General features: G+C 63.5%; 27 protein-coding genes. 14 read left to right on the top strand and 13 right to left on the bottom strand.

Annotation, left to right across the window (positions count from 1 at the left end):
- Nucleotides 1–65 precede the first annotated feature (65 nt).
- The 4 genes from NKI70_RS06575 (at nt 66) to NKI70_RS06560 (ending at nt 5,003) form a co-directional block, all read left to right on the top strand.
- Nucleotides 66–776 carry an ABC transporter ATP-binding protein gene (locus NKI70_RS06575; RefSeq protein WP_031212726.1) on the top strand — a complete coding sequence of 237 codons (711 nt, stop codon included), beginning with the start codon at nt 66–68 and terminating at the stop codon, nt 774–776.
- On the top strand, nt 776–3,325 hold the full coding sequence (locus NKI70_RS06570) for an ABC transporter permease (RefSeq protein ID WP_352697002.1): 2,550 nt from the start codon (nt 776–778) through the stop codon (nt 3,323–3,325). The genes NKI70_RS06575 and NKI70_RS06570 overlap by 1 nt, the downstream gene beginning before the upstream one ends.
- Nucleotides 3,326–3,543: 218 nt before the next feature.
- The gene (locus NKI70_RS06565; protein WP_254817871.1) at nt 3,544–4,323 is read left to right on the top strand and encodes a Bax inhibitor-1/YccA family protein; all 780 of its coding nucleotides are present in this window, start codon (nt 3,544–3,546) and stop codon (nt 4,321–4,323) included.
- 110 nt (nt 4,324–4,433) lie between these two features.
- Nucleotides 4,434–5,003 carry a GNAT family N-acetyltransferase gene (locus NKI70_RS06560; protein WP_352577256.1) on the top strand — a complete coding sequence of 190 codons (570 nt, stop codon included), beginning with the start codon at nt 4,434–4,436 and terminating at the stop codon, nt 5,001–5,003.
- Nucleotides 5,004–5,007: 4 nt separating this feature from the next.
- Here the strand turns inward: NKI70_RS06560 and NKI70_RS06555 are convergent, their stop codons facing one another.
- Nucleotides 5,008–5,394, bottom strand: coding sequence for a DUF2794 domain-containing protein (locus NKI70_RS06555; protein ID WP_031212724.1), 387 nt, complete (start codon nt 5,392–5,394; stop codon nt 5,008–5,010).
- Between the two features lie 616 nt (nt 5,395–6,010).
- On the bottom strand, nt 6,011–6,760 hold the full coding sequence (locus NKI70_RS06550; protein ID WP_352724392.1) for a DUF1223 domain-containing protein: 750 nt from the start codon (nt 6,758–6,760) through the stop codon (nt 6,011–6,013).
- Between NKI70_RS06550 and NKI70_RS06545 the strand changes: the two genes are divergently transcribed.
- Nucleotides 6,759–6,890 carry a hypothetical protein gene (locus tag NKI70_RS06545; protein WP_352456351.1) on the top strand — a complete coding sequence of 44 codons (132 nt, stop codon included), beginning with the start codon at nt 6,759–6,761 and terminating at the stop codon, nt 6,888–6,890. The two genes, NKI70_RS06550 and NKI70_RS06545, sit on opposite strands and share 2 nt — an antisense overlap.
- 45 nt (nt 6,891–6,935) lie before the next feature.
- Nucleotides 6,936–7,622, top strand: coding sequence for a ceramidase domain-containing protein (locus NKI70_RS06540; protein WP_352578085.1), 687 nt, complete (start codon nt 6,936–6,938; stop codon nt 7,620–7,622).
- Nucleotides 7,623–7,707: 85 nt separating this feature from the next.
- Here NKI70_RS06540 and acnA read toward each other — a convergent pair whose 3' ends face one another.
- On the bottom strand, nt 7,708–10,398 hold the full coding sequence (acnA, locus tag NKI70_RS06535) for an aconitate hydratase AcnA (protein WP_023679816.1): 2,691 nt from the start codon (nt 10,396–10,398) through the stop codon (nt 7,708–7,710).
- 282 nt (nt 10,399–10,680) lie between these two features.
- Between acnA and ccmA the strand changes: the two genes are divergently transcribed.
- From ccmA to NKI70_RS06515, 4 genes are all read left to right on the top strand, one after another.
- Complete coding sequence (ccmA, locus tag NKI70_RS06530; RefSeq protein WP_352456349.1) at nt 10,681–11,280, top strand: heme ABC exporter ATP-binding protein CcmA; 600 nt, start codon at nt 10,681–10,683, stop codon at nt 11,278–11,280.
- A gap of 109 nt (nt 11,281–11,389) precedes the next feature.
- Nucleotides 11,390–12,055, top strand: coding sequence for a heme exporter protein CcmB (gene ccmB, locus NKI70_RS06525; RefSeq protein ID WP_023679814.1), 666 nt, complete (start codon nt 11,390–11,392; stop codon nt 12,053–12,055).
- 126 nt (nt 12,056–12,181) lie between these two features.
- Nucleotides 12,182–12,349: a heme exporter protein CcmD gene (gene ccmD, locus NKI70_RS06520; protein WP_023679813.1), complete on the top strand. Its 168-nt coding sequence runs from the start codon at nt 12,182–12,184 to the stop codon at nt 12,347–12,349.
- Entirely contained in the window at nt 12,346–12,921 is a 576-nt protein-coding gene (locus NKI70_RS06515; protein WP_352696997.1) for a DsbE family thiol:disulfide interchange protein, read from the top strand. The genes ccmD and NKI70_RS06515 overlap by 4 nt, the downstream gene beginning before the upstream one ends.
- 104 nt (nt 12,922–13,025) lie before the next feature.
- On the opposite strand, the gene NKI70_RS06510 is transcribed toward NKI70_RS06515, so the two are convergent.
- Nucleotides 13,026–13,193 carry a hypothetical protein gene (locus NKI70_RS06510; RefSeq protein ID WP_023679811.1) on the bottom strand — a complete coding sequence of 56 codons (168 nt, stop codon included), beginning with the start codon at nt 13,191–13,193 and terminating at the stop codon, nt 13,026–13,028.
- A 264-nt stretch (nt 13,194–13,457) separates the two neighbouring features.
- Between NKI70_RS06510 and NKI70_RS06505 the strand changes: the two genes are divergently transcribed.
- On the top strand, nt 13,458–14,375 hold the full coding sequence (locus NKI70_RS06505) for an SMP-30/gluconolactonase/LRE family protein (RefSeq protein WP_352680602.1): 918 nt from the start codon (nt 13,458–13,460) through the stop codon (nt 14,373–14,375).
- 32 nt (nt 14,376–14,407) lie between these two features.
- Nucleotides 14,408–14,617, top strand: coding sequence for a tautomerase family protein (locus NKI70_RS06500; RefSeq protein ID WP_352696995.1), 210 nt, complete (start codon nt 14,408–14,410; stop codon nt 14,615–14,617).
- A gap of 106 nt (nt 14,618–14,723) precedes the next feature.
- On the opposite strand, the gene NKI70_RS06495 is transcribed toward NKI70_RS06500, so the two are convergent.
- The 8 genes from NKI70_RS06495 to NKI70_RS06460 form a co-directional block, all read right to left on the bottom strand.
- On the bottom strand, nt 14,724–15,257 hold the full coding sequence (locus NKI70_RS06495; protein WP_352697082.1) for an NADPH-dependent FMN reductase: 534 nt from the start codon (nt 15,255–15,257) through the stop codon (nt 14,724–14,726).
- A gap of 40 nt (nt 15,258–15,297) precedes the next feature.
- Nucleotides 15,298–15,918 carry a pyridoxamine 5'-phosphate oxidase family protein gene (locus NKI70_RS06490; RefSeq protein WP_352456344.1) on the bottom strand — a complete coding sequence of 207 codons (621 nt, stop codon included), beginning with the start codon at nt 15,916–15,918 and terminating at the stop codon, nt 15,298–15,300.
- 90 nt (nt 15,919–16,008) lie between these two features.
- Nucleotides 16,009–16,674: a septation protein A gene (locus NKI70_RS06485; protein WP_023679806.1), complete on the bottom strand. Its 666-nt coding sequence runs from the start codon at nt 16,672–16,674 to the stop codon at nt 16,009–16,011.
- A 60-nt stretch (nt 16,675–16,734) separates the two neighbouring features.
- Nucleotides 16,735–18,324 (bottom strand): signal recognition particle-docking protein FtsY, encoded by a 1,590-nt coding sequence (gene ftsY / locus NKI70_RS06480; protein WP_352724391.1) that lies wholly within the window; start codon nt 18,322–18,324, stop codon nt 16,735–16,737.
- An 11-nt stretch (nt 18,325–18,335) separates the two neighbouring features.
- The gene (gene mtaB, locus NKI70_RS06475; protein ID WP_352696992.1) at nt 18,336–19,637 is read right to left on the bottom strand and encodes a tRNA (N(6)-L-threonylcarbamoyladenosine(37)-C(2))-methylthiotransferase MtaB; all 1,302 of its coding nucleotides are present in this window, start codon (nt 19,635–19,637) and stop codon (nt 18,336–18,338) included.
- Nucleotides 19,637–20,521, bottom strand: a complete 885-nt coding sequence (gene dapF, locus NKI70_RS06470) for a diaminopimelate epimerase (protein WP_352620347.1) — start codon at nt 20,519–20,521, stop codon at nt 19,637–19,639. Before dapF ends, mtaB begins: the two co-directional genes overlap by 1 nt.
- Before the next feature lie 74 nt (nt 20,522–20,595).
- Complete coding sequence (locus NKI70_RS06465) at nt 20,596–20,757, bottom strand: DUF1328 family protein (RefSeq protein ID WP_031195454.1); 162 nt, start codon at nt 20,755–20,757, stop codon at nt 20,596–20,598.
- Between the two features lie 70 nt (nt 20,758–20,827).
- Entirely contained in the window at nt 20,828–21,838 is a 1,011-nt protein-coding gene (locus NKI70_RS06460) for an MBL fold metallo-hydrolase (protein ID WP_352593777.1), read from the bottom strand.
- Between the two features lie 303 nt (nt 21,839–22,141).
- Between NKI70_RS06460 and NKI70_RS06455 the strand changes: the two genes are divergently transcribed.
- Both NKI70_RS06455 and zapE read left to right on the top strand, forming a co-directional pair.
- Nucleotides 22,142–22,681, top strand: coding sequence for a protease inhibitor Inh/omp19 family protein (locus tag NKI70_RS06455; protein ID WP_352593778.1), 540 nt, complete (start codon nt 22,142–22,144; stop codon nt 22,679–22,681).
- Between the two features lie 144 nt (nt 22,682–22,825).
- Nucleotides 22,826–24,028 carry a cell division protein ZapE gene (gene zapE, locus NKI70_RS06450; protein WP_352593779.1) on the top strand — a complete coding sequence of 401 codons (1,203 nt, stop codon included), beginning with the start codon at nt 22,826–22,828 and terminating at the stop codon, nt 24,026–24,028.
- Between the two features lie 34 nt (nt 24,029–24,062).
- On the opposite strand, the gene NKI70_RS06445 is transcribed toward zapE, so the two are convergent.
- Nucleotides 24,063–24,362 carry a GNAT family N-acetyltransferase gene (locus NKI70_RS06445; protein WP_352696989.1) on the bottom strand — a complete coding sequence of 100 codons (300 nt, stop codon included), beginning with the start codon at nt 24,360–24,362 and terminating at the stop codon, nt 24,063–24,065.
- Between the last annotated feature and the right edge of the window lie 5 nt (nt 24,363–24,367).

Here is a 24,367-nt window from a genome sequence, read left to right as displayed (position 1 = left end):
AGGTTTTCGTCTTTGTCGAGCATCGGATGCACTAGCCTTCATCCCCCATATAGGACGATTTGATTTTGGAAGAAGCCGTCATTTCGCTGAAAGACGTATCGCTGACGCTCGGCGAAGGTGCATCCTCGGTCCATGTGCTGAAGGGCGTCAGCCTCGATGTGGCGGGCGGCGAAGCGACAGGCATCGTTGGACCTTCAGGTTCGGGAAAGTCGACATTGCTGATGGTTTTGGCCGGACTTGAAAGGGTCGATTCGGGCACGGTCCGAATTGCCGGCGAGCTGCTCAACGGCAAAAGCGAAGATCAGATCGCATCGTTTCGAGGGCGAAACATCGGCATCGTGTTCCAGTCGTTCCATCTCATCCCCAATATGACGGCGCTGGAAAACGTTGCGGTCCCGCTGGAGCTTGCCGGCCATGTCGATCCATTCGGCGTGGCGGCGCGCGAGCTGGCGGCGGTCGGTCTCAGCGATCGCGTCACCCATTACCCCGGCGAATTGTCTGGCGGCGAGCAGCAGCGCGTGGCCATCGCCCGGGCACTGGCGCCGTCGCCGCGCATCCTGATCGCCGACGAGCCGACCGGCAATCTCGACCAGGCAACGGGGCGGCACGTCGCCGACCTGCTGTTTGCCAAGGCGGCCGAACGCGGCATGACGCTGGTGCTGGTCACGCATGACCCGCTACTCGCGGCGCGCTGCTCGCGCCAGGTGTCGATGCGGTCGGGGCTGATCGAAGACGCGCCTAAGCCGGCCACCAGGGCTGGCAAGGTGACCGCGTGATGCCGCTGGCGCAAACGCTGAGGCTCGCCTTTCGGTTTTCGCTGCGCGAAATGCGTGGCGGGCTGTCCGGCTTCCTGATCTTCCTTGCCTGCATCGCGCTCGGCGTCGCTGCGATCGGCGGCGTCAATTCGGTGGCGCAGGCTATTTCCGCCGGTGTTGCCGACCAGGGCCAGACGCTGCTCGGCGGTGATCTCCGCTTCCAGCTCAACCAGCGCGATCCGACCAGAGCCGAACGCAGCTTCCTCGACCGGCTTGGCACGGTTTCGCACAGCGCCAATATGCGCTCGATGGCGAGGCTCGAGGACGGCTCCGACCAGGCGCTGGTCGAGGCCAAGGCGGTCGACGGCGCCTATCCGCTCTATGGTGCGCTGGAGACCGAGCCGGTGCTGTCGCGAGAGGATCTGTTCGGCGAAAAATCCGGCGTCTTCGGCGCCGCCGCCCCGGACCTCTTGTTCGAGCGGCTGAACCTTGGCATCGGTGACCGGCTAAAGCTCGGCAGCGCGACATTCGAGCTGCGCGCCAGGCTGGTCAACGAGCCGGATGCAGTGTCGGATGGCTTCGGTTTTGCGCCGCGGCTGATGGTGTCGACCGACGGGCTTGCCGCTTCCGGCCTGATCCAGCCGGGCAGCCTGGTCGAGAACGCCTATAAGGTCCGCCTGCCCGGCGGCACCACTGAGGCACAGATCAAGGCGATCCAGGAGCAGGCGGCAAACCAGTTCCCGCAGGCCGGCTGGTCGATCCGCACCCGCAGCAACGCAGCGCCGGCGCTGTCCTCGAATATCGAGCGGTTTTCGCAATTCCTGACGCTGGTTGGGTTGACGGCGCTGGTGGTCGGCGGCGTCGGCGTGGCCAATGCCGTGCGTGCCTATCTCGACGGCAAGCGCGGCGTCATCGCCACCTTCAAGAGCCTGGGGGCTTCGGGCGGGTTCGTCTTTGCCGTCTATCTGGTGCAGATCCTGATGATCGCCGCCCTCGGCATCACGCTAGGCCTTGTGCTTGGCGCGCTGATGCCGTTCGCGGCCAGCGCGGCACTCCAATCGGTCATTCCAGTGCCGGCGGAAGGTGGGTTCTATCCCGGCGCCCTCGGCATGGCAGCGCTGTTCGGGCTGCTCGTGACGCTGGCTTTCGCCTTGCTGCCGCTCGGCCGCGCCCGCGACGTGCCGGCAACGGCGCTGTTTCGCGAAATGGGTTTCGAGGGCCGCGGTTTTCCCCGCCCGCTCTATATCGCCGCGGCATTGGGCATCGCGCTGCTGCTCGCGGTACTGGCGATCCTGTTTTCCGGCGACCGCCGTATTGCCTCGATCTTCGTCGGCGCCACGGTGTTGTCGTTCCTGGTGCTGCGTGTGGTCGGCTCGCTGGTGCAGTGGGCGGCGAAGAAAAGCCCGCGCGTGCGCTCGACCGCGCTCAGGCTCGCCATCGGCAACATCCATCGGCCTGGCGCCTTGACGCCGTCCGTGGTGCTGTCGTTGGGACTCGGGCTGACGCTGCTGGTGACGCTGGCGCTGATCGACGGCAATCTCAGGCGGCAGATCTCGGGCAGCCTGCCGGAAAGGGCACCGAACTTCTTCTACGTCGATATCCAGAGCGGTGACGTCGATGCCTTCTCCGCGCTGGTCGGCAAAGAGGCACCGCAAGGCAAGCTGATCAAGGTGCCGATGCTGCGCGGCCGGGTGATGGCGCTCAACGGCGTCGATGTCGACAAGGTCAAGGTTCCGGCCGAAGGCGCCTGGGTACTGCGCGGCGATCGCGGCCTGACCTATGACGCAAAGCTGCCGGAGAATGCGACGCTGACCGAGGGCAGCTGGTGGCCGGAGAACTATGCCGGCGAGCCGCTGGTCTCGTTTTCCGCCGAGGAAGGCAAAGAGATCGGGCTGAAGCTCGGCGATACCATCACCGTCAACGTGCTCGGCCGCAACATCACCGCCAAGATCGCCAATTTCCGCCAGGTCGAATGGGAAACCATGGGCATCAATTTCGTCATGGTGTTCTCGCCCAACACATTCGCCGGTGCGCCGCATGGCTGGTTGGCGACGCTGACCGAGACGAATGCGTCGGCAGCCGACGATGCGCATCTTCTCAACGCCGTCACGCGTGCCTTTCCCGCGGTGACGACGGTCAGGGTCAAGGACGCGCTCGAAATCGTCAACCGGCTGGTGGCGCAGCTCGGCACAGCAATCAGGGCAGCAGCGGGCGTGGCGTTGATCGCCTCGGTGCTGGTGCTGGCCGGGGCGCTCGCCGCCGGCAACCGGGCTCGCATTCACGACGCGGTGGTGCTGAAGACCCTGGGTGCGACCAGGAAAACGCTGATCGCCGCGTTTTCGCTGGAATACATGCTGATCGGCCTTGCTACCGCGATCTTCGCGCTGGCGGCGGGCGGTGTGGCGGCATGGTTCGTCGTCGCGCGCATCATGACGCTGCCATCGCACTTCATGCCCGAGGTGGCGGTGGCGACCATCGGCTTTTCGCTGGTGGTCACGGTCGGCATCGGCCTTGCCGGCACGTGGCGGGTGTTGGGCCACAAGGCGGCGCCGGTGCTGCGGAATCTTTGAGCCAGAGCCGTTTTTGATTAAATCTCGGTAATGTTCCGGGCGGGAAGGCCAATAAAACCGTATCTCCGGCACTTCACGGAGCATTACGCTTGGTTACGGTCTTGTCCTTTACGCCAAGAACCATCATATTTCGGCGCAGGCATGCTGGAGCCCCGCCAGCGGCGCCTGGGTTCAAAGGACCTGACACCGGACGGGGCAGAAGCAATATGAGGATTTCCATGGCTGATCCCGTTCGCAATTATCAGACGCGCGCCGTGCCCGGCGCCGGCGTCGATGCTGCCATCGACCAGGGCCTGCGGGCCTACATGATTAAGGTCTACAATCTGATGGGGCTTGGCCTCCTCATCACCGGCCTTGCCGCGGTCGGCACAATCATGCTGGCCACCACCAGCGATCCCGCCTCGGCCGTCGCGACGTTGCCAAGCGGCGAGATGCTGACCTCGTTCGGCTACGCGATCTTTGGTTCGCCGCTGAAATGGCTGGTGATCTTTGCCCCTCTGGCAGCGGTGATGTTCCTGTCGTTCCGAGTCCAGTCGATGAGCGTTTCGGCCGCGCAGACGACGTTCTGGGTCTACGCCGGCCTCGTCGGCCTGTCGCTGTCGTCGATCTTCCTGGTCTACACCACCGCCAGTATCTCGCAGACCTTCTTCGCCACCGCCGCCGCCTTTGGCGGGCTGTCGCTCTACGGCTACACGACCAAGCGCGATCTCTCGGCGTTCGGGTCGTTCCTGGTCATGGGCCTGGTCGGCCTGATCATCGCGATGGTGATCAACATCTTCCTGCAGTCGTCGGCGCTTTCCTTCGCCGTTTCGGCGATCGGCGTGCTGATCTTCGCGGGCCTCACCGCCTACGACACGCAGAACATCAAGGAGATGTACTTCGAGGGCGACGAGACTGATGTCGCCGGCCGCAAGGCGATTATGGGCGCATTGAGGCTCTATCTCGACTTCATCAACCTGTTTATGTTCCTGCTGCAGTTCATGGGCGACCGTCGCTAAATACGGTTTTCCTGGACCAGCGAGTTTGGAAAGGGCGGCCCAATGGCCGCTCTTTTCTTTTGTGCCGGCTTTTGCTGTGATATAGGGCAGATGAACGACGTGCCTAAATTATGAGCAGCATCACCTTGCGGGCCGCGACGTCGGCCGATCTCGACCGGATCACGGAAATCTATGCCGACGCGGTGACGAATGGCACGGCGAGCTATGAACTCGAACCGCCAAGCCGTACCGAGATGGGCGCGCGCTTCGACAGCCTGATGGCGGGCGGCTTTCCCTATCTCGTTGCGGAAAAGGCCGGCGCCGTGCTCGGCTATGCCTATGCCGGGGCGTTCCGGCCGCGCCCGGCGTACCGCTTCGTCGTTGAGGATTCCGTCTATGTCGCGCCCGAGGCCAAAGGGCAAGGCGTCGGGCTGCTCCTGATGCAAGGGCTGATCGAGGCGGCCAAGGCGGCGGGTTTTCGCCAGATCATCGCGGTGATCGGCGACGGCCGGCCCGACAGCGCCTCGGTACGGCTGCACGAGAAGCTCGGCTTTCGTCATTCCGGCCGCCTGGAAGGCTCAGGCTACAAGCACGGACGCTGGCTGGACACGGTGTTCATGCAGCTGCCGATCAATGGCGGGGCGTCCATCCCGCCTGATCCGCAATCGCTGCCCGAGCGGAAGTTCCGCCAGCAAAAATAAAGGGTTACGCCTCGACCAGCTTCAGTGTTCGGTCGAACACGCCAAGCACCCGGCCGAGTTCCTGGCCGCGCTTGAGGATGCGCCCGCCGGCGGCGATGACGGCGAACGCGCCTTGCCGTCGCGCCAGCTTCGGATCCTTGACGATCTGGAAAAGCGGCACTTCGCTGGTGCGGCGGAAGACGGAAAAAACGGCGCGGTCGGCGAGATGGTCGATGGCATAGTCGCGCCACTCGTTGGCGGCAACCATACGGCCGTAGAGCCTGAGGATCTGGTCCAGTTCGCGCCGGTCGAACCGCACCGGCTGGTCGAGGCGTTCGCGTCTTGCCTCATGCAGCGGGATCAATATTGCGGATGCGTCCCCATCCTCCGTCCCGCTGCTGCGATCAGTCATGCCTGGATCCTCGCAATGAATCGTACGCCGACCAAAGTTGGCGCTTTCGTTGCCGAATTGCAAGGCCCGGCCGGGCAAGGCCAGCACCGCGCGGTTTCTCCAGCGTCCAGTCACGTTTGCGAAACGCCTGTTGGAATTGGTGATGCTTCGCCACAATCCTGCCTTTTTTTATCCGTGCTCATGCCCCAATGTCCGACGAATTTACCGGTGTTGCCTGAGACGGTTCGGTCCGGCACCGGCTCGTAAACCCCAAGCCCCCCGCCCACGGGTCTGCGTCGGATCGAACCAACCTCGGTTTTTCCTTGGAAAGATCGGGTGCGACGATCCCAAAACCTAAATGACCGGCGTCAGAAGCAAGCTGACGCCGGTTTTTTATTGGCCGGAGCCGTGGCGGTGCGATCCGTCCGGATTGGCTGCCATCAGAAGGTTGAGCGCGGTTCTCCCTTCTCCCCTTGTGGGAGAAGGTGTCGCCGAAGGCGACGGATGAGGGGTGTTCCAGCTTGGCAATTTCCTTGAAATCGCCGCCGCCTCAATTCTTCCAGCACCCCTCAACCGTCTCGGCGCTGCGCGCCGATCCACCTTCTCCCACAACAAGGGGAGAAGGAGAGGTCCCCGCTTAAGGCTTGCGGATAAAGGCTGCGCCCAGGATCGGCCCGGGCATGCCGTCCTTGCCGACCGACTGCAGCAGCACGGCGCAGCCGCCCTTCTTGGCGATCTCGCTCATCGGCAGTTCGTAGCGCTGCGCCTTGCCGTGCCACACGCCGGCGGTCTGGATGCTGGAGACGGCGTTCCAGTAGGTCATGCTGCGGCCGCTGTTTTCACCCTTGCCGATTTTTATCGTCTGTGGCGGGTTGAAATAGACGATGACGACATGCGCGTCGGTGGGGCCGGTCACGGCGTCGCCGGCATCGATCATGACGCGATCGCTGGTCCGGCTGACCTTGATGCCGACGCGCATGCCTTCGCCGACCCTCTCCATGCGGGCCAGCGCGCCGTCGACTTCCTTGCGGCTGGCGCCGTTGACATGGCTGCGGCCGTTTATGACGGCTTGCGGGGTGTAGACGGAACGACTGCCGAAGGCGCGCATATACTCGTATTGCCGCTCGGTATTTTCCTTGCGGCTCAGCGTGTCCTGCCAGCCGAGGTAATCCCAATAATCGACATGATAGGCGAGCGCGACGATGTCCTCCTTGGCGGCAAGCTCGGCGAAGAATTCGTCGGCCGGCGGACAGGAGTTGCATCCTTGGCTGGTGAAGAGCTCGACGACGCCTAATGGCTTGTCGGTTGGCTCGGCAAGGGCCCTGCCGGCAAACGCCGAGAGGGCCAGCGCAAGGGCCGCAAGCCGCAATGGTCTGGGAGATGGCATGGCCGTTCCGATCCCGCCGGTGACGCCGGCTTTGTTCTGGTTGTCGAAATATGTGGCAGAAGCGGCAGTCAACGGGAAGTCACGTTGCGGTGAAATTTTGCCGTTGCAACCGCTGGCAAGGGCGCAATAGGTGGACTTGCACTTCACGATGGAAGCGATTCGGGCGGCAATCAGCATGTGGCAATCTCTCCTGGCGCCGGTCGACCTTTATTGCGAACGGACGGGGCCGGAATTCTGGGCCGAACCGCTCAATGCGCTGAGCAATCTGGCTTTTTTTGCCGCCGGGCTATGGGGTGTCTGGCAGGTGCGAAAGCGCGGCACCGGCACCTTCGCCGAAGTGCTGGCCTGGTGGGTGGCGGCGATCGGCGTCGGCTCGTCGCTGTTCCACACCTTTGCCACAAGGGCAATGATCCTGGCCGACGTGCTGCCCATTGCAGGGTTCACGCTGGCCTACACGCTGTTCAACCTGCGACGTTTTCTCGGCATGAAATGGGTCAAGGCGATCGCCATTTTCGTCGCCTTTTACGCCGTTGCCGGGCTGGTGACCTTTGCCGTGCCCGACTGGCTGCGCCAGGCGTCGAACGGGACGACCGGCTATCTGCCTCCGTTTCTGGCGCTCGCCTTCTTCGGCGCCTGGGTGGCGGCCAGCGGCAATCGCGCCGGCTGGTACAATCTGGCGGGTTCGGCGATCTTCGTCGTGTCGGTCATCTGCAGGATGATCGATCCGCTGGTCTGCGGCGGCTTTCCGCTCGGCACGCATTTCTTGTGGCACATATTCAACGGGCTGATGCTCGGCGTGCTGCTGGCGGCGACAGCGCGGTTTGGCAAGCCAAGACAGGGCAGTAGGGCAGTAGGGCAGTAGGGCAGTAGGGCAGTAGGGCAGTAGGGGAATAAGTCGCTTCTCCTTGCTTCACCCTACTGCCCTATTTCCTTATTGCCCTACTCCCTTAAGCGGCCAGATCGCGCAGCACGTATTGCAGGATGCCGCCATTCTTGAAGTAGTCGAGCTCGTCCAGCGTATCGATGCGGCAGATGATCGGAACCTCTTTGACGCTGCCGTCGCCGTAGGTGATCCTGGCGATCATCTTCTGCCGCGGCTTGATGTTGCTCAGTCCGTCGATCTCGACCAGTTCGTCGCCCTTGAGGTTGAGCGAGGCCCATGAGGTGCCTTCCTCGAAGACGAAGGGGATCACGCCCATGCCGACCAAATTGGAGCGGTGGATGCGCTCGAAGGACTGGGCGATGACCGCGCGGACGCCCAACAAATTGGTGCCCTTGGCCGCCCAGTCACGCGACGAGCCGTTGCCATATTCGACGCCGGCGAAGATAACCAGCGGCACGCCTTCCTTCTTGTAGCGCATCGCGGCGTCGTAGATCGATTCCTCTTCTTTCGAGGGATAATGGATGGTGTAGCCGCCCTCGCGGCCGTTCTCGCCCAGCATATGGTTGCGGATGCGGATATTGGCGAAGGTGCCGCGCATCATTACCTCATGATTGCCGCGGCGTGTGCCGTACTGGTTGAAATCGGCGACGCCGACGCCGTGGTCGGTGAGATACTTGCCGGCCGGCGAGGCCGCCTTGATCGAACCGGCCGGCGAAATGTGGTCGGTGGTGATCTTGTCGCCGAACAGGCCGAGCACACGCGCGCCCTTGATATCGCCGATCTTGCCGAAGCCTGACTTCATGCCGGCGAAATAGGGTGGGTTCTGCACATAGGTCGAATTGTCGTCCCAGGCATAGGTCTGGCCTTCCGGCGCCTTGACATTCTGCCAGTACTCGTCGCCCTTGAAGACGTCGGCATACTTGCGGGCGAACAATTCGCGCGTGACGTTCTTCTCGATGAATTCCTGGATCTCGACCGAACTTGGCCAGATGTCTTTGAGATAGACCGGACTGCCGTTGCGATCGTCGCCGAGCGGCTCGGTGGTCAGATCTTTGGTCACGGTCCCGGCCAGCGCGTGGGCGACGACCAGCGGCGGCGAGGCGAGATAGTTCGCCTGCACGTCGGGCGAGACGCGGCCTTCGAAATTGCGGTTGCCGGACAAGACTGCCGCAGCAATCAAGCCCTTATCGTTGATGGTCTTGGAGATCGGCGCCGGCAACGGGCCGGAATTGCCGATGCAGGTGGTGCAGCCGAAGCCGACCAGGTTGAAGCCGATCTGGTCGAGCTCCTTCTGCAGGCCGGATTTCTCGAGATATTCGGCGACGACCTGGCTGCCCGGCGCCAATGAGGTCTTGACCCACGGCTTCTGCTTGAGGCCGAGCCGGTTGGCGTTGCGCGCCAACAGCCCGGCGCCGATCAGCACGCTCGGGTTCGAGGTGTTGGTGCAGGAGGTGATGGCGGCGATGACCACATCGCCATGGCCAAGATCGTAGTCCGTGCTCTCGACGGCATAGCGCTTGTCGATTTCGGCGGCCTTCCTGTATTCGGTCTCCATGGCCTTGGCGAAGCCGGCCGGAATGTCTTCAAGTGCGACCCGGCCTTCAGGCCGCTTCGGGCCGGCCATCGACGGGACGACACTGCCGAGATCGAGCTCCAGCAGGTCGGTGAAGACCGGATCGGCAGAGCCGGCATCGCGCCACAAGCCTTGCGCCTTCGAATAAGCCTCGACCAGGGCGATGCGGCTTTCGTCGCGACCGGACATTGTGAGATAGCGGATGGTTTCGCTGTCGACCGGGAAGAAGCCGCAGGTGGCGCCATATTCTGGCGCCATGTTGCCGATGGTGGCGCGATCGGCCAGCGTCATGTTGGACAGGCCCGGCCCGAAGAATTCGACGAACTTGCCGACGACGCCCTTCTTGCGCAGCATCTGCGTGACGGTGAGCACCAGGTCGGTGGCGGTCACGCCTTCCCTCAACCTGCCGGTGAGGTGAAAGCCGATGACTTCCGGCAGCAGCATGGAGACCGGCTGGCCGAGCATCGCGGCCTCCGCCTCGATACCGCCGACGCCCCAGCCGAGCACGCCAAGGCCGTTGATCATCGTGGTGTGCGAATCGGTGCCGACGCAGGTGTCGGGATAAGCGGTGGTCTCGCCATCTTCGCTGTTGGTCCACACGACCTGGCCGAGATACTCAAGATTGACCTGATGGCAGATGCCGGTGCCGGGCGGCACGACGCGGAAATTGCGGAACGCCTGCTGGCCCCATTTCAGGAATTTGTAGCGTTCCTCGTTGCGCTCATATTCAAGCTCGACATTGCGGGCGAAAGCCAGTGGCGTGCCGAATTCGTCGACGATGACCGAGTGGTCGATGACTAGATCGACCGGCACCAGCGGATTGATCTTTTGCGGGTCGCCGCCGAGCGAGGCCATGGCGTCGCGCATGGCGGCAAGGTCGACCACGGCTGGAACGCCGGTGAAATCCTGCATCAGCACGCGAGCCGGGCGATAGGCGATCTCGACGCCGGCGGTGCCCCGGTCAGTCAGCCAGCCGGCGACCGCCTGGATGCTCTCCTTGGTGACGGAACGGCCGTCCTCGTTGCGCAGCAGATTCTCCAGCAGCACCTTCATCGAATAGGGCAATTGGGCGATGCCGGTGAGGCCGTTCTTTTCGGCCTCGACAAGGTCATAGTAGATGTACTCGGCGCCGCCGGCGGTCAGCGTGCGGCGGCAATTGAAGCTGTCGAGTGATTTGGACACGTGCGATCCCTAACTGTCGGTTGCCGGAAGGGAACGGACGCCAGTGGGCATGCAAATCACGCGCAAAGGTGCGGGTACGGCCATTTCCGCTATCCGTTCCCAAGCGTCCGGGCCGTTCAAGGCGGCACGCGCGCTGGTTCGGCGCAAATTCGGTTCCCGTGCCGACCGCTGGCACGGATGATGCGGATATAGAGAATTTTCTGGAATAGTTCTAGACACGGATTCGCCATTTTTGCTGCGGCGCACCGAAGCCGCACCTGAACTTTCGGCGAAGGGGGACGGATGCGGCTGATCGCCGAAAATCTGGGCGGCGAACGCGGCGGCGAGACGGTATTTTCCGGCATCGAATTCGCGCTGGGGGATGGCCAGGCGCTGGTCGTCACCGGGCCGAACGGCGCCGGCAAATCGACGCTGCTCAGGATCGTCGCCGGACTGTTGCCAGTGGCGGCAGGCCGTGTGCGGTTCGAAGGTGGTGGCGAGGACTTTCCGTCGGCCGCCTCGGCCTGTCACTATCTCGGCCACCTCAACGCGATGAAGACGGCGCTGAGCGTTACGGAAAACCTGTGCTTCTGGCGCGATTTTTCGGGCGCCGGTTCCGCGGGTGTTGAAGAGGCGCTGGAAACCGTCGGGCTGGGCGGCATCGGCCATCTGCCGTTCGGCTATCTCTCGACCGGGCAACGCCGCCGCGCGGCGATTGCAAAACTGCTGGTAAGCCACCGGCCATTGTGGCTGCTCGATGAGCCGACGGCAGGACTGGACAAGGCTTCGGAGGAGAGATTCGGCGAATTGATGGGGAAACACCTCGAGAGTGGGGGGATCGTGGTTGCGGCGACGCATTTGCCGCTTGGGATCGAGGGAAAGGAATTGAGGATGACCGGCTGATGTTGGCATTCCTTCACGCCCCCCTCTGTCCTGACAGCCAATCTCCCCCCTTGAGGGGGAGATGTCCGGCAGGACAGAGGGGGGTGCCCAGGCGAAAGCATCTCACATCATGCTAGCCCTCTTCCTGCGCGACATCCGCCTGAGTATCCGCGCCGGCGGCGGGGCGCTTACCGGCGTGATTTTCTTTCTCGCCGTTATCGCGACCATCCCCTTCGGCGTCGGTCCCGAGCTGAAGCTGCTGGCCCGCATCGGCCCGGCGATCCTGTGGATCGCCGCCTTGCTGGCCTGCCTGCTCGGCCTCGACCGGCTGTTCCAGGCCGACCGCGAGGACGGCTCGCTCGATCTTCTGGTGCTTGGCAACGACCGGCACATGCTGGCCTTGACCGTTCTGACGAAATGCCTGGCGCATTGGGCGGGAAGCGTGCTGCCGCTGGTCATCGCCGCTCCCTTGCTCGGCCTGTTCATGAACATGGAACCGGCCGGCATCGGCGCCACGGCGTTGACGCTTCTGGTAGGCACGCCGGCGATCACCTTCATCGGTGCTGCCGGTGCAGCGGTGGCAGTGGCGTTGCCGCGTGGCGGGCTGCTCATCTCGGTGCTCGTGCTGCCGCTGACCATTCCCGTGCTGATCTTCGGCGTATCGGCAAGCTATGGCGCGGTGGCGGACCCCGATCCATTCCTGCAGCCCTTCCTCATTCTTGCCGCGCTGACCTTGTTTCTTGCCGTGCTCGGCCCTGTGGCGGCGGCGCTGGCGCTGCGGCACGGAACGGATTGATGTGTTGGCTTCAGCTCATGCCTGCGGCGCGGCGAACAATTGCGGAGCCGATGGCGCAGCGTTAAGAGAAGACATGTTGGAACGGCGTGAGACGGACCGGTTGGAAAGCGCCGCGGAGCGAAAAGCATGAGCGTACATGCGCTTTATGTCACCGCCGCCTATGCGATCACGGCCGTGGCGCTGGGCGGGCTGATCGGCTGGATTCTGCTCGACCAGCGCGGCCGCAAGCGAGAGCTTGCCGAGCTGGAGGCATCCGGCGTGCGCCGGCGCTCCGATAAGGCAGTAAAATCATGAGCACGGAAGCCCAAACACCGGCGCGCCGCCGCCTGATCGTGCTGCTGCCGCTGCTGGTCTTTCTCGGGCTGGCGGGATTGTTCCTGGCGCAGCTTTTGTCCGGGCGCGACGTGTCGGAAGTGCCGTCAGCGCTGATCGGCCTGCCGGCGCCGCAGACCAACCTGCCGGCGCTCGAAGGCACCAATTTGCCGGGCCTCGATTCAAAACAGTTCGCCGGCAAGGTGACGCTGGTCAACGTCTTCGCGTCCTGGTGCGCGCCGTGCCGCGAAGAGCATCCGGTGCTGCTGGCGCTGTCGCAGGACAGACGCTTCGTCATGGCGGCGCTGAACTACAAGGACCAGCCGGAAAACGCCCGTCGGTTCCTTGGCGATCTCGGCAACCCATTCCAGGCGATCGGCGTCGACCAGGCCGGACGCATGGCGATCGACTGGGGTGTCTACGGCGTGCCGGAGACCTTCGTCATCGGCAAGGATGGCAAGATCGCCTATAAGCATGTAGGGCCGCTGACGCCTGACTCGGCGCGGACGCTGCTGTTACCCGAAATCGAGAAGGCGCTGGCCATGCCGGGCTGATGGCCCGCCGTTTCGTCATGCTAGGGTCTTTGCTCCGCTTTGCGTCGCTACGCCCAAGGATGACGAACGTGATAGGTCGACCACGTGATAGGTCGACCGAAGACTCAGCCGTAGATCTGCTTGTGGATCTGGTAGAGCATTTCGCTGCGGTCGGCGCGCATGTCGGCGAGGTCACGGCTGCTGAAGCTGTCGATTTCGGCGACGAGGCGGTTGTAATGCCGGCGCTTGGCGATGCTGGCGCGAGCGCGGCTCATAAGGCTGTCGATGATCATAGCGAGTTTCCTTTTTGCGCCGCGTTTCGCGGCCAGTTGTTCCTCCCTTGATCGATACGGAGCATGACATAGTTATGGTGCATTGCAAAAATAAGATGTTGCAATGCACCATTGCGCTGGGCGCATAGCCGGTTAACGGGATGTGACCTGCCGTCCGGGCCAGCATTCGCTTCCATAATGCTTCTGACGCATCATCGATCTTGCCATATCGATCGTGGGCTGGCTTGATCGCGCCTTGCCAAGCGACTGCTACCGGGAGGAACCATGGCCAGCGAATTCTACGAAGTTCTCGATCCGCGCTTTTCGCGGCTGTTCAACGGCAATGCACAGGTCGACAGGCTGTTTACCGGCTGCCGATGGGCGGAAGGACCGGCCTGGTTCGCGGCCGGGCGCTATGTGGTCTGGTCCGACATCCCGAACAATCGCATGCTGCGTTACGACGAGACCGACGGCAGCGTCAGCGGGTTCCGTCAGCCGTCCGGCAATTCCAACGGCAACACGGTCGACCGGCAAGGCCGGCTGGTTACTTGCGAGCATTCCGGCCGCCGCGTCAGCCGCACCGAGCATGACGGGTCGGTAGTCACCATCGCCGACAAATGGCGCGGCAAGCGGCTGAACTCGCCCAATGACGCCGTGGTCAAGTCCGACGGCTCGATCTGGTTCACCGACCCGAGCTACGGCATCGATACCGATTACGAGGGCGACAAGGCCGAAAGCGAGATCGGCGCCTGCCATGTCTACCGGGTCGATCCCGGCACCGGCGAGACCGAGGCGGTGATCACCGACATGGTCAGGCCCAACGGGCTCGCCTTCTCGGTTGACGAGAGCAAGCTCTATGTCGCCGACACTGGCCGCACGCATGGTGCCCAAAACCCGGCGCACATCCGGGTGTTCAATGTCGACCAGGGCGGCAAGACGGTCTCAGGCGAAAAGGTCTTTGCCGACTGCACCGCCGGCCTGTTCGACGGTTTCAGGCTGGATGCGGACGGCCGCATCTGGACCAGTGCCGCCGACGGGGTCCATTGCTACGATCCGGACGGGACGCTGATCGGCAAGGTCAAGGTACCGGAAGTCGTTGCTAATTGCGTGTTCGGCGGCAACAAGCTGAACTGCCTCTACATCGCCGGCACCACATCGCTCTATATGGTCCGGCTTATGGTCAACGGCGCCAAAACCTACTGAGCGGCCGCCAAGCATATCCAAGGGAGGGAACCATGCCATTCGTGAATATCCGCCTGGTCAAGGAGGTGATTGCCGACGACCCGGCCGGCAAAAAGGCCGCGATCGCCGCCCAGGTGACGGCGGCCATCACCGGCGCCACCGGCCTGACCAACAATGATGTCTGGATAGTCTTCGAGGAGGTCGCTGCACGCGACTGGTTCGTCGGCGAGACCGACGTCGAGACGCGGAGGGGCAAGGGGTAGTTCCCGGCACAGATTGGCCGCAGCTCCTAGCGTCGTCATCCCAGGGCGGAGCAGGAGCGAAGCTCCGTCGCGGAGACCCTGGGATGACGAAAGCACGGTCCGGCGTTCACCGCGAGCGGATGAACTCCGCGAAGGCGGATAGGGCATCGCGCATCGTCAGCCGGTTTTCCGGCTGCGATAAGATATCCTCCACCTCCAGCAGCTTCTTGCCGAGCAGCGCTATTTCGAGCGCTGCTTCCTCATGGAGCGCAAAAGACATTGTCCGCATGATCTCGACCAGTGCGGCACGGGCAAACAGCGAGCGCGGCGAGGCGTGGACCAGCGTGGCCGGCTTGCCAACGGCGGCATCGCGCGACACCAGCCAGTCAAGCGCGTTCTTCAGGCCGCCTGGCACACCGTGGGCATATTCCGGGCAGGAGACGATGACGCCGTCTGCGGCGGTGACCGCATCGATCAGCACTGCTGCTTGCGGCGGCGTCCGCTCGCCTTCGTCGTCGGGGTTGAAAATCGGCAGCCGGCCAAGCTCATCGTAGACGGAGACGTGACAGTCCGGCGGCGCGTTTTGCGCGAGTGCCGCGAGCAGGGCCGAATTGGTCGAGGCGGCGCGCAGGCTGCCGGAGATGGCGAGGATGTTGAGCAAAGGAATGGAGACCGGCTTGGGCGATTCGTTGCCGATCACGCTACCACATGGTCTCCCTGTATTCCTCGTCCAGCCAGCGGTCGGTCGCCTCGGCCGAATCGGCGAGCGCCAACTGGTCGCGCAGGATCTGGCCGAGCGTCGGCAGCGTCGCGCGGTCGTACCAGCTCTCCGGCTTCCACAATTCGGAGCGCATGAAGGCCTTGGCGCAATGCATGTAGGCGGCCTTGACCGTCACCACGACGACGCTTTGCGGTGCCTTGCCGTCGACCGCCAGCCGCTCACGCAATGCCGCATCGACGGTGATGCGGGCATCGCCATTGACACGCAGCGTTTCGTTCATGCCGGGAATGAGGAAGAGCAGCCCGATCGAGGGATTGAGAAGGATGTTCTCCAGCGTGTCGAGCCGGTTGTTGCCGGGACGGTCGGGGATGGCGATGGTCTTCTCGTCGAGCACTGTTACGAAGCCCGGCCTGTCGCCCTTGGGCGTCACATCGGCATTGCCGGCGCCGTCGGACGAGCCGATCAGCACGAAAGGGCTCTTGCCGATGAAGGAACGGCAGTGGCCGTCCAATGCCTTCAGTTCCTTGCGGATCGAGCCGTCAGTCGGCCGAGGCGTCTTGTAGATCGTCCTCAACTCGTCGCGTGTGGTGATGAATTCCATGCCCCTCTCCTCTTATTCTGACGCAATTCCCTAGGGAAAGCGCTACGCGCTTTTCCCGGGAAAACCGCTACACACTTTCCTGGAATTGCTCTATTTGCCGGCCTTCTCTTCCTTGCCGGTCTTGTCCTCGAGCGAATGGCGCAGGATCAACGGCATTTGGCTTAACGTGAAGACAAGGGTAATGGGAATCGTGCCCCAGACCTTGAAATAAAGCCAGGCTTCCTCAGAAAAGTTGCGCCACACGACCTCGTTCAGCGCAGCCAGAAAAAGGAAGAAGAGCCCCCATCGGAAAGTGAGCTTGCGCCAGCCTTCGGCGTCGAGATTGAAGGCGGAATCAAAGACATAGCCCAACAGCGATCTGCCAAACGCCAACCCGCCAAGCAACGTGATGCCGAACAGGCTGTTGATGATTGTCGGCTTCATGAAAGCGAAGGTCTTGTCCTGCAGCCACAGCGCCAGCGCGCCAAACACAAACACCACGATGGCCGAGACCAATGGCATGATCGGCCAGCTGCGCGTCAAAATCCACGAAACGCTGAGCGATAGCGCCGTCGCCACCATAAAGAACGCTGTGGCAATCAGGATAGGCTCGCCGATATGGCCGAGGATCGGAAACTTCCCGACAAGCCACGCGCCGCGGATGGTGGTGAAAAAGAACACCAGGCCAGGCCCGAGTTCGAGCAGGAATTTCAGGCCGGGGTTCAATGCCTTGCGGCGCGGATCGGACAGGTCGCGTTCGAGGATGGGTGGGCTCATAGGGTCCTTCTTACGCATGATTCAATCCAAAAAGCCTGCAACTTTTTGGGATCATGCTCGTCAAGCCACGCCAGCGATCGCCCTGGCGAATTCGCTTGCGGAAAAGGGTTCGAGGTCGTCGACCTGTTCGCCGACGCCGATGAAATAGACCGGCAATTTGTGCTTTGCCGCGATCGCCACCAGAATACCGCCGCGCGCCGTGCCGTCCAGCTTGGTCATCACCAGGCCGTTGACGCCGGCGACATTGCGGAAGATCTCGACCTGGTTGAGCGCATTCTGGCCGGTGGTGGCATCGACCGTCTGCAGCACGGTGTGCGGCGCTTCCGGATCGAGCTTGCCCAGCACCCGGACGATCTTTTCCAGTTCCGCCATTAGTTCGGTCTTGTTCTGCAGCCGCCCGGCGGTGTCGATGATCAGCACGTCGGAGCCGGCCTCCTTCGCGCGCTCGAATGCATCGTAGGCGAGGCCGGCGGCATCGGCGCCGAGCTTCGAGGCAATGACCGGCGAGTTGGTACGCTCGCCCCAGATCTTCAGCTGCTCGATCGCGGCTGCGCGAAAGGTGTCGCCGGCGGCGAGCATCACCGAGAGGCCGCCATCGGTGAGCTTTGCGGCGAGCTTGCCGATGGTCGTGGTCTTCCCGGTGCCGTTGACGCCGACCACCAGGATGACATGCGGCTTGTGGCTGAGGTCGAGCTCCAACGGCATGGCGACGTGGGTCAGCACTTTCTCAACCTCGGCCGCCATGATGGCCCGGACTTCGGTGTCGGAGACGTCCTTGCCGTAGCGGCTGGCGGAGAGCGCGTCGGTAACGCGCAAAGCCGTCTCCATGCCGAGATCGGCGCGGATCAGCACATCCTCCAGGTCCTGCAGCGTGTCCTCGTCAAGTTTCCGCTTGGTGAAGACGCCGGCGATGTTGCCCGACAACTCCTTGGAAGAGCGGGCAAGCCCGTCTCGCATGCGCTGGAACCAGGAACGCCTCGGCGCCGGTTCGGGCGCCTTCTGCGGCTCGGCTTTCTGCTCGACCTTCTTGGTTACGGTGACTTTGCCGGGGGCGGGCTTTGGCTCCGGCGATGGTTGCGGAACGGCTTCTGGCTCGGGCTTTACCTCCCCCTCGATGGGAGGGTGGGGCGCCGGCACGACCTCCGGTTCGGGCGCGATCTCGGTCAAGATCGGTTTCGTCTCGGCCGGCGCTGGCTGGCGGATCGGGGGCGGTATTTCGGCGGGAGGGACTTCGCGCGCTGGCGCTGCTGAGGGAGCCTCGGTGGGCACTACCGGCACTTCGACGGGTGCAGGTTCTGGCTGGGAGGGGACGATTTCTGGCTGCTGCGGCTCGGCCCGGATCTCCTCCGGTTCCTCAGCAGGCGTTTCCGGCTCGGGTGGAATGGTCGGCGGCGGCTCAGGCTTCTGCGATTCCGGCGCCGGTTGGGGTGCCGGAGGCAACTCTGGTTCGACTGGCGGTGGAGGTACGGCTTCGACTTCGGGTCGCGACTCGTCGCGTTTCAAAAACTCCGGAACGGCTTGCTCGGCGGCCGGCTTCAGCGCCTCCAGCGCGTCCCATTTGATCGGCGGCAGCGGCGCGGCCTCGTCGGGCCGCTCCTCGACGACTTCCTTCTTGCCGAACGAAAATATCTTCTTGAAAAACCCAGCCATGTCTTGCGCTCTCAGGCGGCGCGGGCGGCAAGCGGCGCGGCGATCAGTCGGATACCGTCATGGCCGGCGATATCAGCCTCGACGATGTCGCCCGGAGCGCCGGCAGAGACCGCGGCCAGCGTAAACCCTTCGGTGCGGCCAAGGCCGTCACGCTCGACCAGGATCGACTGATGCGTTCCAGCGAGCGAGGCAAGATGGCGGCGATAGGCGGCCTCGCCGGCGGCGCGCAGGCGTGCCGCGCGTTGCTTGACGACGTCGCGGCGGAGCTGCGGCATGCGCGCGGCGGGCGTGCCCTGGCGCGGCGAAAACGGAAAGACGTGGAGATGCGTCAGGCCGCATTCCTCGACGATCTCCAGCGAGTTTTCGAACATGGCGTCCGTCTCGGTCGGGAAGCCGGCGATGATGTCGGCGCCGAAAACAATGCTGGGGCGCAGTTTGCGCACATCCTCGCAAAAGCGGATCGACTGGTCGCGGCTGTGCCGGCGCTTCATCCGCTTCAGGATCATGTCGTCACCCGATTGCAGCGACAGATGCAGATGCGGCATCAGCCTCGGCTCGGTGGCGATGGCGTCCAGCAGATCGTCGTCGGCTTCGATCGAGTCGATGGAGGAAAGCCGCAGGCGTTTCACGTCTGGCACCTGCTTCAGGATGGTTTTGACCAATTTGCCGAGCTTCGGTGCGCCCGGCAGATCGGCGCCAAAACTGGTCATATCGACACCGGTCAGCACGATCTCGGCATAACCATTGCCAACGAGTCGCTTGATCTGCTCGACCACGGCGCCCATCGGCACCGAGCGCGAATTGCCGCGACCGTAGGGAATGATGCAGAAGGTGCAGCGGTGGTCGCAGCCGTTCTGCACCTGGACAAAAGCGCGCGCCCGGCCCTCGATGGCGTCGACCATGTGGGCGGCCGTCTCGCGCACCGAAAAGATATCGTTGACGCGCGCCTTCTCAGTGTCGTTGACGCCGAAATCCGGCAGCGCGCGATAGGAATGCGCCTTCAGCTTTTCCTCATTGCCGAGGACGAGATCGACCTCGTCCATGGCGACGAAATCCTGCGGGCCGGTCTGCGCGGCGCAGCCGGTAACGATGATGCGGGCAGCCGGGTTCTCACGGCGGGCTTTTCTGATCGACTGCTTGGCCTGGCGTACAGCCTCGCCGGTGACGGCGCAGGTGTTGAAGATGATGGCACCGCCTTCGAGCCCGCCGAGGCCCGCACTTTCGGCTTCACGCCGCATCACCTCGGATTCATAGGTGTTCAGCCGGCAGCCGAAGGTGACGACCTCGATACCCTTGTTGCCAAGAGGAGCCATCAGGCGGCGCTTTCGGTGTCGCGCGCCCACGCCCCGGTCGACGGATCGAAGCTGCCGGAAAATTCCCATTCGGCGGCACCGGTCAGGATGACGTGGTCGTCGTCGCGCCACAAAACATGCAGCGAGCCGCCGCCGGGCGTCATCAGCGTGACGCCGCGGCCGGTACGCCGGGTGCGGGACGCGGCGACCACAGCGGCGCAAGCAGCCGTGCCGCAGGCCTTGGTCAGGCCGGCGCCGCGCTCCCAGGTGCGGATGACCATGGTCTCCGGCGAGGTCACCTGCGCGATGGTGATGTTGGCGCGCTCGGGGAAGATCGGATGGTTTTCGAGCAGCGGGCCGAAGCGCTCGAGCTCGTACGACCAGACGTCGCGGTCGACCCAGAAGATGGCGTGCGGATTGCCCATCGAGACGACCGACGGCGAATGCAGCACCGGGGCATCGATCGGGCCGATCTGCAGCTCGATCATGCGGGTGTCGCGGAATTCCTCGGCCAGCGGGATGTCCTGCCAGCCAAAGCGCGGCCTGCCCATGTCGACCGAGATCATTCCGTCGGCATGTTCCTCGGCATTGAGGATGCCGGCGACTGTTTCAAAGGCAAATGTCTTCTGGCCGGTCTCGGCGGCGAGCGCCTGGACGACACAACGCATGCCGTTGCCGCAGGCTTGCGCCCTGGTTCCGTCGGAATTCAAGATGTCGATGAAAAAGGCGGTGCCCGGCGTCCTGGGGTCGTGGATCGCCATGATCTGGTCGAACCTGGTCGCCGCATCGGCATTAAGCGCGACGGCTGCCGCAGGCGTCACGCGATCGGCACGGCCACGCATATCGGCAACGATGATTTCGTTGCCGATGCCGTTCATCTTGGCGAAAGGGGCCGCGCTTGCCATCGATCGAAAGGTCTCTTGCCGGTTTGGCGCCTATATGGCGGATAGCGGCAGAAATTACCAGCGCGGCGTGATTTTCAAGTCACCGCGAAGACGCCAAGCACGATCAGCAGGAAGATGATCAGCACGATGCCGATGAGGATGCGCGCGCCGGTGGCGGCGGCTCCGGCCAGTGCCGGCATGCCGAGCAGGCTCGCCGCGGCCGCGATAATCAAAAGAATGATGATCCACCTGATCATGAGAGACACCTCGCAGCCGACAGGTTTGAACACCTACAAACGTCTATGTGATGCCTCAGGTTCCGCCGCGCTAGACCGCCGGCACGTCCCAGACTTCGCCCGGCCGCAAGGCGCGAAAACGTTGCCGCGGCAGGCCGGCAGCATCGAGCGCTTCGCCGAGCTTTCTGGGCGGCTCGTCGATCGGCTCGTTGGTGAGCCGGAACGTGCCCCAGTGACAGCCGGCGGCATAGGCGGCGTTGCACAAAAGCATGCCTTGCACCGCCTCCTCCGGATCCTGGTGATGTGGCGCCATGAACCAGCGCGGCTCGTAGGCGCCGATCGGCAGGATGGCGAGGCGGAACCCGCCGTGCTTTTGCGCCATCAGCCGGTAATTGATGCCACCGTGGAAGCCGGTATCGCCGGCGAAATAGATCTTTGCGTCGGGTGTCTCGACGACGAAACCCGCCCACAGCGCCATCCGCCGGTCGCGAGTACCGCGGGCCGACCAGTGGTGCACCGGCTCGACATAGACGGCGACGCCATCGCCGATATCGACCCGGTCGCCCCAGTCATGCGCGGAAAGCCGCATACGGGGCACGGCAGCGCCGATGATCGTGTCGTTGCCGAGCGGCGTCAGCAGCAGCGGGTCGTGTCTTGTCTTCAGGCGCTTCAGCGTGGCGAGGTCGAGATGGTCGTAATGGTTGTGGCTGACCAGCACGAGGTCGATCGGCGGCAAATGCGAAAAGGCGATGCCCGGCGGATTGACGCGTTTCGGACCGGCGAAGGAGAGCGGCGAGACACGCCGCGACCAGACCGGGTCGGTCAGGATGTTCAGGCCGGCTGTCTGGACGAGCAGCGAGGAATGACCGACCATGGTGAGGCGGAGCGCCGCACCATCGATGCGCTCGACCGGTCTTGCCGGTGGAAACGGGCTCGGATCCGCCGCCGGCCATTTCGAGCGCTCGCGGCTCAATTGCCATTTCAACAGATCGGCAAAGCGACCCGGCGGCCGTCCGTTGGGATTGAAGAACAAGGTGCCGTCGAAATGATCGCTGGGCGGCCCGCTGTAATAGCGGTTGGCGGCTCTCTTTCTCGCGGCCAAGAAATCGGCTCCCTGCAGTTTGCTGATCCCAAGAGATAATGCCGGAGCCGGCCCGCACAAGCATTTGAGGTGAACGCCAAGGATTTGGCGCCAGCGCGCCGTATCGAATCAACCGGAGGTGTCGGCCAAACGGCCAAGGCGTAACGCAATTCAGGCAATGTGCATTTTGCGACAAATTTGCAACATTACCGGCGCAAACCGTATTTTAACCATATCGGGTTGAAATTTCGCCACCTTCGCCATCTTGGTGAGGGGGACATTGCGCGGACGGCACCCCCAGCCCGATCCGACGGAGGTTGAAGAATGAAAATTTCGAAAACCGGCCTGCTGGCCGTATCGCTGGCCGCGCTCGTTGCGAGCGGCTGTTCAACCTCACGGTTCACATCAATGGACGAGCAGCAGCCGGCGCCGCTGGAAGCTGCGCCCGCCGGCAAGGTGACTGCAAACCAGCTGCCGCCACCGGCGACACCCGGCCCGGCCGACCCGTCGAAATTTCCTACCGCGCCGCAGAACACCCAGGTCGCCTCGCTGCCGCCGGACGGGACGGCGCCGGCCGGTGCGGCCGACCTTACCGCGTCCAGCGTCGCCGGCGTGTGGAAGGCAAGCGTGTCCGGCCAGAGCTGTCAGGTGGCGACGCCGCAGACCAAATTCGGTTCGGGCTACCGCGCCGGACCGCTGCATTGCCCGGCGCCGCTCGATGGCATCAAATCCTGGAACGTCGCCGGCAAACAGCTGACGCTCTTTGACGAGAATGGCGGCACGCTGGCACGGCTCTATTCTTCGGGCGGCGAGAAATTCGACGGCCAGACTTCCAACGGCCTGCCGATCTCGCTTACAAGGTAAGTGAACGGCCCCCCATTGTTACGCAATTCCGGACGGAAAACCGTTACACACTTTTCCTGGAATTGCCTCTTTTGTTTTTTACGCAATTCCGGACAGAAAACCGCTACACACTTTTCTTGGAATTGCTCCGGAACGACGTGACCAATGCATCTGCGTGACGGCCTCCAGACCCATGCGACCGTCAAGCAGCGCTATGACCATCTGGTCGAGACGGGCGCCATCGGGCGCGATCCGGCGCAGGAGCGGATCGCCGCTGCGCTCGACCGGCTGATCGAAGAGATATCGGCAAAGCGGCTGGCGCAGAAATCAAGCGCGCTGGGGTGGTTGTTCGCCCGCAAGCGCGAGGTGCACGAGGCGGTCAAGGGCCTTTATATCCATGGCGGCGTCGGCCGCGGCAAGACCATGCTGATGGACATGTTTTTCGAGCTGCTGCCGGTGCGGCGCAAGCGCCGGGTGCATTTCAACGACTTCATGGCCGACGTGCAGGACCGCATCCAGAAGCACCGGCAGGCTCGCAAGAACGGCACGGCCAAGGAGGACGACCCGATCCCGCCGGTGGCGCGCGCGCTGGCCGAGGAAGCCTGGGTGCTATGCTTCGACGAGTTCTCCGTCACCGACATCGCCGATGCGATGATCCTGTCAAGGTTGTTTTCGGCGTTGTTTGCCAATGGCGTGGTGCTGGTTGCCACTTCCAACGTCGCGCCGCAGGATCTCTACCGCGACGGCCTGAACCGTCAGTTGTTTTTGCCGTTTGTCGCTATCCTGGAGCGCCACGCGCAGGTGCTGGCGCTTGACGCCGACAAGGATTACCGCCTCGACAAGCTCAGCCGCATGCCGGTCTACGTCACCCCGGCCGATGCCGCCGCCGACCATGCGCTCGACGACGCGTGGGCGGTGATGACGCATGGCAGGCCGACGGCCGAGACGATGCTGACGGTGAAGGGCCGGCACGTCGTAGTGCCGCGTGCTGCCGGCGAGGCGGCGCGTTTTTCCTTCGCCGATCTCTGCGAGAGGCCGCTCGGCGCCCGCGACTATCTTGCCATTGCCAGCCGTTTCTCGACCATCTTCATCGACCATGTGCCGGTGCTCGGCGAAGGCAAGCGCAACGAAGCCAAGCGCTTCATCCTGCTGGTCGATACGCTCTACGATCATCATGTACGGCTGGTGATGAGCGCCGCGGCACCGCCGGCGCAGCTCTATACGGCCAAGCGCGGCAACGAAGTCTTCGAGTTCGAGCGCACCGCATCGCGGCTGATCGAGATGCAGAGCCACGACTGGCTGGAGGACTGGGCGGAGAGGCAGAGGGCGCAGGGATCATCGACCGAGGCACGGCAGGCTCAGGCGTGAGGGATAGTACAGAAGGGGCCGCTGCCGCCGGCGCCTATAACCGATAAACATACATGACGAACCCCCCCGCCGGCCCATGCGGCTCTTTTCGCGACTCGTAAAGTGCGCGAGCAGCAACATTGTCCGGCTCGGTGCCGACCCACGCCTCCTCACAGCCATGCTCGCGACCGAGTGCGAACATGGCGCCGAGCATCCTCGTCGCAATGCCCTGGCGTTGAAAGGCCGGCGCCACGCCGACCTCGTCTATGTAGAGTTCGCTCACCTTGTCCCGGTGGCGGTGGATGACGGCTGCGCATTGGCCAACGACGATGCCGTCGGCGAGGGCCACGACCATGAAAT

The organism is Mesorhizobium sp. M0500 (assembly GCF_040321165.1).
Taxonomy (GTDB): Bacteria; Pseudomonadota; Alphaproteobacteria; order Rhizobiales; family Rhizobiaceae; genus Mesorhizobium.
Note: the sequence above shows the minus strand (reverse complement) of the source record. Positions and strands in the feature narration are given on the sequence as shown.